Source organism: Gimibacter soli, from assembly GCF_028463845.1.
Classification (GTDB): domain Bacteria; phylum Pseudomonadota; class Alphaproteobacteria; order Sphingomonadales; family Kordiimonadaceae; genus Gimibacter; species Gimibacter soli.
In genome coordinates this window covers 3,504,785-3,518,107 of the sequence record NZ_CP116805.1, presented here as the reverse complement: position 1 = coordinate 3,518,107, position 13,323 = coordinate 3,504,785, and the positions used below count along the sequence as shown (strand labels likewise).

Below are 13,323 nucleotides of genomic sequence, written 5' to 3'. Positions count from 1 at the left end.
AGATTGAACAAGAAGGGGGAGCGACGATGAAGGCAGGCAAATGGATCGGCGGCGCGGTGGCGGCACTGATGCTGTGGGGCTGTGGCAATCAGACTGACGAGGCAGCGAAGGGGGCAGCGCCCCTTGATGTGCCGGTTTCGGTGTTGCCGACGCCGGGCCTGCTGCAGTTCGCGGAAGAGGGCTTTTTCGTCCTGCCCCCGAAGGCAGGGATCGCTGTGGCAGCGGGCGACGAGGTGGCGGCAAAGGCTGCGGCCTTCGTCGCCACCTATGCTGAGAAGCTGGCTGGTATCTCCCTCACCGCCGGCACTGAAGGCGCGGTGCGCTTCGTGCGCCGAGACGGCATGGCGGCGGAAGCCTACCGCCTGATTGTCTCGGGCGATGGTGTCACCATCGAGGCTTCGACCGATGCCGGGCTTCTTTATGGTGGCGTCAGCTTCCTTGAACTGCTGGGCCATGAGCCCGCCCCGGCCGGGGTGCGGCTGAAAGCCCTGACCATCGAAGATGCCCCGCGCTTTGGCTGGCGCGGCCTGATGCTCGATGAAGCCCGTCATTTCCGCGGCAAGGATTTTGTCAAAAAGCTGCTCGACCAGATGGCGCTCCTGAAGCTCAACACCTTCCACTGGCATCTGGTCGATGATCAGGGCTGGCGGATCGAGATCAAGGGCTATCCGAAACTGACCGAGGTTGGCGCGTGGCGGGTGCCGGCGGGCCGGGCAGCGGCGGAAGATATCGACCCCGCAACCGGCAAGCCGCGCCTCTATGGTGGTTTCTATACGCAGGATGAAATCCGCGAAGTCGTGGCCTATGCCGCCGAACGCGCGATCACCATTGTACCCGAGATCGAAGTACCCGGCCATGCCACAACCCCGATTGCGGCCTATCCCGAACTGGCGGTGAACGACATTCCGGGCGTAACGGCGCCGACCCATGCGGGCTCCGAATGGGGCGTCTATACAACGCTTTTCAATCCCTATGAGCCGACCTTCACTTTCCTTGAAGGCGTGCTCACTGAAATTGTTGATCTGTTCCCCGGCCGCTATGTCCATATCGGCGGCGACGAGGCCGTGAAGGACCAGTGGAAGGCGAGCCCCGGCGTGCAGGCCTTCATCAAGGAAAAAGGCCTGACGGATGAGGAAGCCCTGCAGGGCTACTTCGTTGAACGGCTGGATAAATGGCTGTCCTCGCACGGTCGTATCCTGATCGGCTGGGATGAAATCCTTGAAGGCGGGCTTTCGGAAAACGCGACCGTCATGTCGTGGCGCGGCACCGAAGGCGGGCTGGAGGCCGCCAGCCACGGCCATGATGTGGTGATGAGCCCGTCACCGACCCTGTATTTCGATTTCCTCGCCACCGAGCGCGCCGACGAACAGCCGGGCCGCCCGATCGCCCAGTCACTGAAAACAGTCTATGAGTTCGAGCCCGTGCCGGCCGAACTGGCGGCGGACAAGCGCCATCATATCCTCGGCGCACAGGCGAATACATGGAGCGAGCATATGCGCACCGATGACCGCGTGGAGACCGCGGTCTTCCCGCGTATCGCAGCGCTCGCCGAAATGACATGGAGCGACGAAGGCAAGCGTGATTTCTCGGCCTTCCTGCCGCGCCTTGTCGATCAGCTTGGCCGCTGGCAGGCCATGGGTATCCGGGTATCCGATACCGGCTTTGCGCCTGCCTTCACGGCGGACCGCGACGGCGATCGGGTGAGTGTGACGGTGGCAAACCAGCTGGGGTATGGCGACATCCGCTACACGCTTGACGGCAGCGCACCGACGCTGGCGTCGCCGGCCGTGACCGCACCGCTCGACCTGCCGCTTGAAGGCAAGCTCCGGGCTGCGACCTTTGCGGGCAGTGTGCCGATTGCCGCCCCGCGCGACTTCGGGCTCGACATTGCCTCCTTGCGTACCCGCATGGGGGGTGACCTGAAGCACTGCGACAATGCGTTGCGCCTGCGGCTCGAGGACGATGGTCCGCTTGGTGGCACGCGGGTGCCCCTCAATATCGATATCATGAAGCCCTGCTGGCTTTATGAAGACGCCGATCTGGAAGGCGTGACCAAAATCCGCGTCAGCGTTTCGGAACTGCCGTTCAATTTCGAGCTCGCCTCGGGGATTGCAGCGGTGGAAGTGCAGCCGGAGGAAACGCCGGGCGGTGAGCTGATCGTCATGGCGCCCGGCTGTGGCGGCGACCGTGTCGCTACCCTGCCGCTCGCTCCCATCACGGGCGAGACCGGTGTTGCCACCATCGAAGGCGAAATCGCGCCGCTGGGCGAGGAAGCCACCCTGTGCTTCCGCTTCACCCGGCCGGGCTTTGACCCGCTTTGGGCGATCCACAAGGTTGAACTCTTGAACTAGGCCCGCTTGTCAGCACTGGTCTGGTGGCGCTAAAACTATCGAAGCCGCGTCCCCTGCTGCCGGCAGGTGGGCGCGGCTTCATTTGTGGGGGCTTATGGCGATCATTGAACGGCTGAAGCGATTTCGGCAGGCGCGTGCGCAAGCACAGCAACTGAGGCACCTTGCCCGGTGGGCCGACGGGTTCAAGGACGATTTTCCCGAGCCCGACGATCTGGTCATGCCGTTTCGTATTTCCTGCAGCGACTGGCTCGTTGAAGGGCCGGATGTGACCAATGAAACGCTGGCGCTGTGTGCCGGGTACCTGTTGCAGGCCGGACAGAATATGGTGTCAGCCCGCGATGATGGGGATGAAGACCACGCGCTTGTCACCGTCATGCTGTTCTGGCCCGATTTCTGGGCGAGCCGCGTGGCGGTCTATTATTCGAAAGATCTTTTCGAAATAGAATGTGGCCCTGCGCTCGGTGCTCCGACTGGGCCGGTGCTTTCGGCGCGGCTCGGTTTTGACGTGCCTCGGTCCTTCGCTGAACGTGGCGCGGTGCTTGGCCACCTCAGTGCTTACCGCGCCGAGAATGAAGCGGACGAAGATTATGTGCCGCCCGCCGATGATCGTCCCTGGGGGTTGCCGGCCTTTGAAGGATGTGACGAACATCAGCGCTGGCTGTATGTTGAAAGCGACCATCCATGGGTTCGTCCTGCGCGCAAATGAACGTTAAAATAGACTAAAAAACACCCAAGGGTTGTTCTGGCCAAAAAATGCCGTAATCTTCACCAACAAGGGTCCTGTCACCCCCCACGGGACCCTTTCGGATGGAGGTTAAGAATGAAAATCGCCTTTTCCGCCCCGGCCGTCGATCTTGTGCCGAGTCTGATGTGGTCGCTTTATGTGCTGGTGCCTTTGGCCCTTCTCTATGCTGCGCTGGTGCTGTTCGCCCAGTATGGCACGCGCCATGCCTATCTCGTTGACGAGAAGGTGTTGAATATCCGCCTTTTCCCCTATGAGCAGATCGTGCCGCGGGCCGAAATCCTGCCCGAATCCTTCCGGCCGGTTGATCTTGAAAACGATGAAGCGCTTGGCCTGTCGCTCCGGCTGAATGGCACCGGGCTCCCGAACCTGAAGGTCGGCACCTACCGGCTGAAGGACGGCAAGGCCGCCTTTGTGCTGGTCACCGATCCCGCCGCCGCCGTTTTCTTTGAGCTCCGCGACGGCAAGCGCTATATCCTGAGCGTGGAAAGCCCCCGCGAGTTTGCGGGTGCGCTCGGCCTCGCCCCTTAAGGCCATTGCTAGCGATAGTCTCTGCCCATGACCGTCACCCTCCATGCCAAAGTCAGCTATCTGAAACGCCGGCTGGTGATTGCAGCGCTTCTCACGCTTGCAGCCCTTGCGTTCGCGGCTGACCTGTTCCTTTCGCTCGCCGGGTTCGGCGATCCGGCCGACCCGCCGAATGGCGCGAGCTATCTGTTTGCCGTGCTTTTTGCGCTGCTGCTTGTCTTCCTTTTCAGGAGTGCCCGGGACGCCTTCCTGGTGCGGACCGATTATCTGGTGCTGACGGAGGCGGGTGCCGAGCTGCGCCTGCCCACGCGCCGCAAACTGGGCTGGGACGAAGTTGAAAAGGTCATCCTTTATAACGAAGGCATGGGCCGCATCCGTATCAACCGCAAGCCGGGTGGTGGCATTGATATCCTGATGCAGGACCTGAGCGAGGCGCCGGATGACATCCGGCTGAAGCTTGCCGAGGCCAGCCGCGTTTTCGGCTTCGAGCTGCTCGTCTGACCGAACCCAACCCTCAAATGAAAAGGCCGCGACAAGGAGGGGAGTGTCGCGGCCTTTATCGTCTCGGGGCTGGAAGGGGAGGGGAGGGTCAGCCCCGCGAGACGGTCTCTATGCTTCTGATACGTCAGGGGGCGGAGGGCTCCTCCGTCACCGGCACTCGCTTGATCGCGCCCAGCACTCGCGCCGTCGCAAGTGTGAACACGAACAGCAGAAGTGCGGCCGCCGTCAGGTTGCCATAGAGAAGCTGGCCGAGACCGAAGAGAAGGGCATAAACACCCGCGACACCCCATGCGGCAGCACGCACGCCGCTACCCACCACGCCGGGCTCGGTGAAGGCGGCGGTTTCCGCCTTGAAGGCCGAAAGCTTGGCTGCGTCGGTTTTCGGGGTAAGGAGCGTGACAATCACCCAGCCTGCCGTGGTGATGGCAACCGCGGCCACGAATTTCTCGTGCGAGGCTAGGCCGAAGTCGATGCGATCCAGCAGGATCGAAACGGCGAAGGAAATGACCATCGCGGCCACTTCCGACCAGGCATTGATGCGGCTCCAGAACCAGCGCAGGATGAACAGAAGCCCGGTGCCGGCGCCGACTGACAGAAGCAGGTTGAAGCCCTGGTTGGCGCTTTCAAGCGTCAGCGCGAAAAGCCCGGCAAGCACCATCAGCAGCACGGTGACCACACGGCCTGCCATCACCTGCTGTTTGTCGGTGGCGTCCGGCTTCATGAAGCGCACATAAACGTCGTTCACCACATAGGACGCCCCCCAGTTGAGGCTCGTCGAGATCGTCGACACATAGGCCGCCACAATCGATGCCATCACAAGCCCCAGAAGGCCGGCAGGCAGGAACGTGAGCATCGCGGGGTAGGCCAGATCGTCCGTCAGGATGTTTTCGGGAACCTGCGGCAGGGCTGCCTTCAGGCTCGCGATATCGGGGAAGACGACAAGCGAGGCCAGGGCCACGATGATCCACGGCCACGGGCGCAGGGCATAGTGCGCGAGGTTGAAGAAGACGGTCGCAGCCACGGCGTGACGCTCGTTCTTCGCCGCCAGCATACGCTGCGCCACATAGCCGCCGCCGCCGGGCTCCGACCCCGGATACCAGCTCGCCCACCACTGAACGGCCAAGGGGATGACAAGGAGCGGCACATAAACAGCCGGGTCGCTCATGTCCGGAACCATCGGCAGCTTGTCGGCCACATTGGCATGGGCAAGCAATGCGTCAAGCCCGCCGACCGAGGGATGATCAAGCGCATAAAGCGCAGCGATGATGGCACCCGCCATGGCGATCACGAAAAGCACCATGTCGGTGACAAGCACGCCAAGGAGGCCGCCCGCCGCCGAGAAGGCAACCGTTACGCCGCCGGCGATCACCACCACCATCACGGGGCTCACATTGAATAGCACGGCGCCGTATTTGATAGCGGCGAGCGTCACGTTCCCCATGATCAGCACATTGAAGAAGATGCCGAGATAAACCGCCCGGAAGCCACGCAGGAAAGCGGCAGGCTTGCCGGAATAGCGGCGCTCGTAAAATTCGTTATCGGTGGTGACGCCGAGCCGCCGCCACAGCTTGGCGTAAACGAAGGCGGTCAGCATGCCGGTCAGGAGGAAGCACCACCAGGCCCAGTTGGCGGCCACACCCCCGGTGCGGACAAGCCCGGTCACGAGGTTCGGTGTATCGGCCGCGAAGGTGGTGGCGACCATCGAGGTGCCAAGAAGCCACCAGGGCATGTGACGCCCACCGAGGAAGAAGGAGGCGCTACTCGCACTCGCCCGCTTGGTGACATAAAGGCCAACCGCAAGGTTGCCGAAAAGCACAAGGGCAACAATCGCCCAGTCGAGAGCCGTCAGATGCAAGGCACCCCTCCCCGAGAAGTATGGACAGCCATCCCGCCATGCCCCCACGGCGTTCGGGATCGCTGATGTTTGACAACGTTGTCACAAATATGAAGTCTTTGGGCGGGGGAGGCAAGGGAAAAGTGGCGGAGTTTCGGGAGATAATATGCCCTTTCTCTATCGCCGGTTGTGAGATTGCCCCCGCTATGGTATCTAGGGCTTAATCTTTCATTAACCAATGATGTCGCGTCTGGCGGGGTTCCGCCATTTTGCCGCAGGATTTGTCGTCGCCTTGCGTTCAGACGGTCTGGGCTTCAGACGCTTTAACATCGCCATGGGAACGGGGGTCGAGATGAAAGCGTTTCTCGCAGCAGTGGCTATAGTCGCGGGCTTCAGTAGTGCTGCCGAGGCAAGCATTACCTATAGTATCGAAGGGGATATTGAAGTTTACAGCGTCGGTGGGGATCTGACCGCTTTCGGGATTGCCGGTACGACGGGCCGGTTCAAGATGGCGATCACGTTTGCTGACGATGTGGCGGACAACGGTGTGTATGAAGTGCACTCGAACTATGAAGCCAAGACGTTTGCATATGAATATGTTGACTGGGAACTGGGGACCGAAAGTTGGCGCTATACCAGCTCGGATTATGCGCAGGAACTAACCGTTCAGAATGGCTTTCCGGGCCATGCGGGGGCGGATCGCTTCTCCCTCTCAATGTACGAGTTTGCAACACCCAATGGCACTATCATGTCGTTTGTCGACATAATTCTTCGTAATTCGGACAATAGCCTTTTTACCAACGCTGAGTTTTACAACTTGGCAAAGACAGCGAATTTTCCGAATACGCCATCCAACAATATGGGCTACATGATTTTCTATGACGGTGAATATCGCGACGCCGATCTTTACTTCGATTTCAGCACAGTTTCCATCAAGCCGCCAATTGCGGGGATCCCCGAGCCGGCCACATGGCTGATGATGATCATGGGCTTCGGGCTCGCGGGCTTGGCGGTGCGGCGTCGGGGTCGGCAACTCAGCATCGGGTGACGATGTAGCGAGATTGTGATCACGTCGGCGGCGCGGGCTCGCAAAAATGTCATGACTTCCGGGCATTCGGGACTAAAGTATCCGGCCCAAATCATGACATAAGAAAAGAACTCACGACATGCTCCGCTGGTTTGAAAACCGCCTTGATCCGTTCCCGCGCGAACTGCCAACGCAGCCGCCCAAAACGCTTTATGCTTTCTGCCGCCATTATATGCGCGGCACCGAGCCGTGGCTCGCCTTCATGGCGGTGCTGACCACGCTGATCGCGATTGCCGAAGTGTCGCTTTACAGCTTCCTCGGCTCCATTGTTGATCTTCTGGAAGCGCACAGTCCCGAGGACTTTTTTGCGGAAGAAGGTGGCAAGCTGGCGCTGATGGCCTTTGTGCTGATCGTTGCCATGCCGATCATGAGCTTCCTGTCGTCGGCGGTCATTCACCAGACGCTTCTCGGCAATTTCCCGATGCGCATCCGCTGGAACGTGCACCGCTATCTGGTGCATCAGTCGATGAGCTATTTCCAGGACGAGTTCGCCGGGCGTATCGTCACCAAACTGATGCAGACGGCCCTTGCTGTGCGGGAAACCGTGATCAAGGTGCTGGATGTGGCGAACTATGTGATCGTCTATATGGCCGGCACCCTGTTCGTGGTTGCCACCGCCGACTGGCGCCTGATGATGCCGTTTGCCGCGTGGGTCGTGATCTTCGGGCTCCTGATGGTCTATTTCGTGCCGCGCCTCGGCAAGGTGGCGCAGGAGCAGGCCGACGCCCGCTCGATGATGACCGGTCGCATCGTCGACAGCTACACGAACATCGCCACCGTGAAACTCTTCTCGCATTCCGAACGCGAGGAAGCCTATGCCCGCGAAGGCATGGGGGAGTTTCTGGATACGGTTCACCGCCAGATGCGCCTTGTCACCTGGTTCAATACGGCGCGGGACTGCCTCAACTATGGCACCGTTTTCTCGCTGGCGGTACTCGGCATCTGGCTGTGGCAATTGGGGGCGGTCTCCACGGGCGCCATTGCCATCGCCATGGCACTCGCGCTCAGGATCATGGGCATGTCCCAGTGGCTGATGTGGGAAGTCTCGGCCCTGTTCGAGAATATCGGCACCGTCAAGGACGGCATCGGCTCGATCTCGCTGCCGCGCGTCATCAATGATGCGCCGGACGCCAAGTTGCTGCCGCCGGTGAAGGGCGAAATCCGGTTCGAGGATGTGGTCTTCAATTACGACCCGACGAAGGCCGTGATCTGCGGGCTCGATCTCGCCATCAAGCCGGGCGAGAAGATCGGCCTTGTCGGCCAGTCGGGGGCAGGCAAATCGACCCTCGTGAACCTGTTGCTGCGCTTCTATGACCTTGATGGCGGACGTATCACCATCGATGGCACCGACCTGCGCGATGTGACGCAGGATTCGCTCAGGGCCCAGATCGGCGTCGTGACGCAGGATACGTCGCTCCTGCACCGGTCGGTGCGCGAGAACGTCACCTACGGTCGCCCGCACGCGACGGAGGAAGAGTTGCGCGCCGCCGCCGAGCAGGCCGAAGCCGCCGATTTCATCATGGAACTGAAAGACGCCAAGGGGCGCACGGGGTATGACGCCCATGTGGGCGAGCGCGGCGTGAAGCTTTCGGGCGGGCAGCGCCAGCGCATCGCCATTGCCCGCGTGCTCCTCAAAAACGCCCCGATCCTTGTGCTCGATGAAGCGACATCGGCGCTTGATAGCGAGGTTGAGGCCGCGATCCAGAGCCAGCTTTCGAAACTGATGGAAGGCAAAACGGTGATCGCCATCGCACACCGGCTTTCCACCATCGCGGCGATGGACCGGCTGATCGTGCTCGATAAGGGCCGGATCGTCGAGGAAGGCAGCCATGCCGACCTGATCGCGCAGGATGGCATCTATGCCCGTCTCTGGTCCCGCCAGTCAGGCGGTTTCCTCGGGCTTGATGAAGAAACCGAGACGGAAGCGGCGGAATAACCCACGCCGTCATGCCGGGCTTGACCCGGCATCCAGCGGTGTTTGCATCAGGCATGGACCCCGGATCAGGTTCGGGGTGACGGGCGAGAGTTCACGGCGCCTGAATGATGCAGCCGTACCAGCCAAGGCCTTCGTAGGTCTCGTAGCCCGGCGTGCGGTTGAAGCCGATGATGGTGCCATCGGGCAGGCTGTAATGGCCTGCGGTTTCACCCTTGGTGTCGAGCTCGATCTTCTCGGTCAGCAGCCCCTTGCCGTCTGACGCGGCAATCACGCGCATCGAGGCATCAAGGAGGAGGGCGCGGGAACGGCCGGCCTCTTGGCTTGAGAAGCGCACGCCTTCGGTGATGGCGCGGGCCTGCGGGCCCCAGTCGAAATGAATGCCGAGGACACCAAGGATGGCACCGTCCGCTTCGCCGCCCGCGCGGATGGCGGCGGCATAGGTGGCAACGGGCGCGTTATCGAGATGCCGGTTGCGGGCGATATCGGCGACCGAATAATCGTCCCCCGATTTCGTGGCCATGGCTTCGCGGAACCAGTTTTCATCGGCAACCGAAGCGCCTTCCACCTTATACTGGCCGGGCCGCCCGTTGGCGATCACACGGCCCTTCGTGTCGGCAATCCAGAGATCAAGGTAAACCGTGTAGGCCGACAGGATCACGCCAAGGCGCTTTGCGGCATGCGCCGAAGCCTCGGGCGAGGGCGCGGCGAGGCAGTCGACAACGGCACTGTCGGTGGCCCACCAGCGCACGTCGCAGGTGCGTTCATAAAGGTTACGGTCAATCAGCTCGACGGCATTGAGGGCGAGATCGACCATGCGCTGGCCGCGCAGGTGATCGACAATATTGCGGCCGATCAGATCGAGAAGGGCGACCTTCGAGGAAAGCTCGTTGCGCAGCGTGACGGCAATCTCGGCAATTTCCTCGGAAACGCCTTTCACCTCGTTCGCGACAACGGCAAAGCCACGACCGGCCTCGCCCGCGCGCGCGCTTTCGATCAGCGCATTGAGGGCCAGTATCTTGGTCCTGCCGGTAACGGCCTGAATCTCGGCGATCTTGCTGTCGGTGGTGCCGCGCACATCGGCGGTCAGCGCGATGATCTGGGCGGGGTCCATCTCGTCGATGGCGGTGTCCTCTGCCGCATTGGCGGCGTCCCCGGGACGTACATTTATCATGGTTGCCGTACTCATTGCTCTTGAAAACAGGGCGCCGGCAGCCCTTCGGGCAACCGGTTTTTCTGGACGGCAGAGTTTATCTTTGTTGCTGCTTTGCTAGCACATCGATGCTGCAGCGCAAAAGGAAGATTTGTTACATTCGAAACTGCACCGGCGGCAGGTCAGTAAACCTCGCCGCCAATGATGGTTTTAACGGTGCGCCACTGATCGTCCACCAGCACGAAATCGGCAACATAGCCCGGTGCGATCTGGCCGTGGGTGCGGTCCAGCCGCAGGAATTTCGCCGGATTATGTGTCGCCATCGCGACCGCGACTTCGGGGCTTACGCCCACGTCGCGGATGGCGTTGCGTACAGCGGCGGCCATGTCGAGGTCCGATCCCGCCAGCGTGCCATCAGCATAGGTGCAGCGGCCGTTCACCACATGCACGGTGCGTCCGGTAAGGGTAAACTCCTTGCGGCCATCCACTTCCGGCATGCCAACCGACGGCATCGCGTCCGTCACCAGCATCAGCCGGTCGGCGCCCATGGCTTTCATGGCGACCCGGATGCTCGCCGGATGCAGGTGGAAACCATCAACGATGATGCCGGCGAACACGTCATTGTCTTCGAACACGGCGCCGACCACGCCGGGCGCGCGGCTCGTTGTCGCGGTCATCGCGTTATAAAGGTGCGTCACGCCGGTGGCGCCCGCCTTGATACCGGCGACCGCCTGCTCGTAGGTGGCGTTGGTGTGGCCGAAGGAGATGATGACACCGGCCTTGGTGAGTGCCGCGATGGTCTCAGGGCTCGTTTCCTCGGGCGCCAGGGTCACATGGGTCACGCCGCGCTTCAGGCTCGTCAGTATTTCAAAGGCCTCGGCATCAATCGGGCGGAAATGTTTGGCGTCATGCGCGCCCTTCTTGGGCTCGGAAAGGAACGGTCCTTCAAGGTGGATGCCAAGGATGCCCGGCACGCCTGCCTCGATGGCTTCGTCCACTGCCTTGATGGCCTGCCGCATCACGGCGAAATCGTCGCTGATCAGGGTCGGCAGCATGCCCGTGGTGCCATAGGTGCGGTGGGCCGCCATGATGGCCTCGACGCCTGCCCGCGTCGGTGCGTCGTTGAAAAGCACACCGCCGCCACCGTTCACCTGCACGTCGATATAGCCGGGCACAAGGGTCAAGCCTTCGGCCTCGATCACATTGGTGTCGTCGTGGGTGTCCAGCATGTCAGCCGGGCCAATATCGCTGATGCGGCCACCGCTGAGGCGCACGGCCAGCCCGTCGCGGAAATGGCCGGCATGCAGGATGCGGGCGCCGGTGATCAGGGTCGATTCTTCAGGCATCAGACGGTCTCCGTAACCTTGTTCAGATGCGGGGGGGTATCGGGATTATACCCGCGCAGCACCGACAGTCGATTGACCATACGATAGAAGCTCTGGATGAACAGAATAGGTTCGATGGCCGGGTGCGCGCCTTCAACAACGGGCAGCTCGAGCCCGCCCTTGAGGCCGACACCTGCTGTCATCACCGCTGCGCCGCGCGCTTCGAAATCATGCACGAGTTCCGGGATGCCTGCGCGGCTTTCGTCCTTCTGGCTCATCACCAGCACCGGGAAACCATGGCCGACGATGGCCATCGGGCCGTGCTTCACTTCGGCTGCCGAGAAACCCTCGGCATGGATGCCCGAGGTTTCCTTGAATTTGAGCGCGGCTTCCTGTGTGACGGCGAAACCGAGTCCACGCCCGATGACGAACATATTGCGGGCCGAAATCAGCCGCTCGGCGGCACCCGACCAGTCAAGGCCCCAGGCGGCTTCGAGATTGCGGGGCAGGGCTTCAAGCGCTGCCATCAGCTCCTTGTCCTCGCTCCAGTGTGCCACAAGGCCAAGGATGGCGGCGAGGGTCGCGATATAGCTTTTGGTGGCGGCCACACTAAGTTCCGGCCCTGCCGACAGCGGCACCACCACATCGGCAAGCTTGGCAAGCGGGCTGTCAGCCACATTCACAAGCGCCACGACAAACGCGCCCGATGCCTTGGCGGCTTCGGCGGTGAGCAAGAGGTCAGGGCTTTTGCCGGACTGCGACACAGCGATGAAAAGCGTGCCTTCCAGCATCTGGCGCGCCGCATAGACAGACGCGATGGAGGGGGCGGCGGAGGAAACAAGAAGGCCGAGCTTCGTCTCGATCAGATATTTGGCGTAGGTCGCGGCATGGTCCGAACTGCCGCGCGCGCAGGTGACAACGGCGCGGGGCTTCATCTCGCGGAGCTTCGCGCCAAGGTCGGCAAGGATGCCGACGGTCGCCGCAATCTGCCGGGCGACCACGGCGCCGGCGGTGCCGGCCTCGGCGAACATCTTGGTGTCGCTATCCTGAAGTTTTTTTGACATCGTTGTCATCCTCATCTGGACGGCATTCTTGCTTCATTCCTTGGTGCAATCGTGCCGGGGTTTTGTCTTTAGGCGGTCAGTTCGACGACAAAGTCGTACGCGTCGCCGCGGTAATAGGACTGGGTGATTTCCACCGCGCGGCCTTCGGCATTGAAGCCGCGCCGCTCAAGAAGCAGGCCGGGCGCACCGGGGGTGATCCCCAGAAGTCGGGCATTGGTTTCGGAAAAGGCCACAGCCTTGATCCGTTGCAGGGCGCGGACCGGACGGTTGCCGGTGCGCTCCAGCGCGTCATAAAGCGAGCCCTGCACATCCTCGATCGAATTGAGGCAGAAGGCGGGAACAACCGCCGTCTCGATGGCCATCGGCGCATCGTCAGCGTAGCGGATACGGCGGAAGCGGAACACGCCTTCGCCGGGCGCAAGGCTGAGGCTCAGCGATTCTTCCGGGGTGACCGTGCCCTTGATGCGTTCAAGCACCTTGGAGCGCGCCACCCAGCCGCGTGCGGCAAGGTCTTCCGAGAAGCTCGAAATCCGGGTCAGGCGCTTTTCAAGGTGGGCTGTTACGAAGGTGCCGGCGCCCTGGCGGCGGGCCAGAAGCCCGTCCTGCACAAGGCCGTCCAGCGCTTTCCTCACGGTGATCCGCGAAACGTCATATTCTGTGGCTATGTCACGTTCAGGCGGCAGGGCGTCCGACGGGGAAAGCGCGCTCTCTTCAATCGCCTTGCGGATGGCGCGCTGCAGCTGCTGATACAGCGGCAGGCGGCTCGTTTCATCGAGCGGTCCGGCGATCTCCTTGAGCGACATGG

Annotated in this window: 11 protein-coding genes; 6 read left to right on the top strand and 5 right to left on the bottom strand. The window is 61.8% G+C overall.

Annotation, left to right across the window (positions count from 1 at the left end):
- Positions 1 to 26 precede the first annotated feature (26 nt).
- From PH603_RS16205 to PH603_RS16190, 4 genes are all read left to right on the top strand, one after another.
- The gene (locus PH603_RS16205) at positions 27 to 2,351 is read left to right on the top strand and encodes a beta-N-acetylhexosaminidase (protein WP_289503802.1); all 2,325 of its coding nucleotides are present in this window, start codon (positions 27 to 29) and stop codon (positions 2,349 to 2,351) included.
- A 94-nt stretch (positions 2,352 to 2,445) separates the two neighbouring features.
- Positions 2,446 to 3,057 (top strand): DUF3916 domain-containing protein, encoded by a 612-nt coding sequence (locus PH603_RS16200; RefSeq protein ID WP_289503801.1) that lies wholly within the window; start codon positions 2,446 to 2,448, stop codon positions 3,055 to 3,057.
- A gap of 114 nt (positions 3,058 to 3,171) precedes the next feature.
- Positions 3,172 to 3,624 (top strand): PH domain-containing protein, encoded by a 453-nt coding sequence (locus PH603_RS16195; protein ID WP_289503800.1) that lies wholly within the window; start codon positions 3,172 to 3,174, stop codon positions 3,622 to 3,624.
- 27 nt (positions 3,625 to 3,651) lie between these two features.
- On the top strand, positions 3,652 to 4,122 hold the full coding sequence (locus PH603_RS16190; protein ID WP_289503799.1) for a hypothetical protein: 471 nt from the start codon (positions 3,652 to 3,654) through the stop codon (positions 4,120 to 4,122).
- Between the two features lie 124 nt (positions 4,123 to 4,246).
- Here PH603_RS16190 and PH603_RS16185 read toward each other — a convergent pair whose 3' ends face one another.
- Positions 4,247 to 5,977, bottom strand: a complete 1,731-nt coding sequence (locus tag PH603_RS16185; protein ID WP_289503798.1) for a sodium:solute symporter family protein — start codon at positions 5,975 to 5,977, stop codon at positions 4,247 to 4,249.
- Between the two features lie 217 nt (positions 5,978 to 6,194).
- Between PH603_RS16185 and PH603_RS16180 the strand changes: the two genes are divergently transcribed.
- Complete coding sequence (locus PH603_RS16180) at positions 6,195 to 7,004, top strand: PEPxxWA-CTERM sorting domain-containing protein (RefSeq protein WP_289503797.1); 810 nt, start codon at positions 6,195 to 6,197, stop codon at positions 7,002 to 7,004.
- 118 nt (positions 7,005 to 7,122) lie between these two features.
- Positions 7,123 to 8,979: an ABC transporter ATP-binding protein gene (locus PH603_RS16175; RefSeq protein WP_289503796.1), complete on the top strand. Its 1,857-nt coding sequence runs from the start codon at positions 7,123 to 7,125 to the stop codon at positions 8,977 to 8,979.
- A gap of 91 nt (positions 8,980 to 9,070) precedes the next feature.
- On the opposite strand, the gene PH603_RS16170 is transcribed toward PH603_RS16175, so the two are convergent.
- The 4 genes from PH603_RS16170 to PH603_RS16155 all read right to left on the bottom strand — a co-directional run bounded on the left by PH603_RS16170 (position 9,071) and on the right by PH603_RS16155 (position 13,321).
- Positions 9,071 to 10,150: a methyl-accepting chemotaxis protein gene (locus PH603_RS16170; protein WP_289503795.1), complete on the bottom strand. Its 1,080-nt coding sequence runs from the start codon at positions 10,148 to 10,150 to the stop codon at positions 9,071 to 9,073.
- A 161-nt stretch (positions 10,151 to 10,311) separates the two neighbouring features.
- A complete protein-coding gene (gene nagA, locus PH603_RS16165; protein WP_289503794.1) occupies positions 10,312 to 11,475 on the bottom strand; it encodes an N-acetylglucosamine-6-phosphate deacetylase in 1,164 nt (387 codons plus the stop codon).
- Positions 11,475 to 12,527, bottom strand: a complete 1,053-nt coding sequence (locus PH603_RS16160) for an SIS domain-containing protein (protein ID WP_434783313.1) — start codon at positions 12,525 to 12,527, stop codon at positions 11,475 to 11,477. Before PH603_RS16160 ends, nagA begins: the two co-directional genes overlap by 1 nt.
- A gap of 59 nt (positions 12,528 to 12,586) precedes the next feature.
- Positions 12,587 to 13,321 (bottom strand): GntR family transcriptional regulator, encoded by a 735-nt coding sequence (locus tag PH603_RS16155; protein ID WP_289503792.1) that lies wholly within the window; start codon positions 13,319 to 13,321, stop codon positions 12,587 to 12,589.
- Between the last annotated feature and the right edge of the window lie 2 nt (positions 13,322 to 13,323).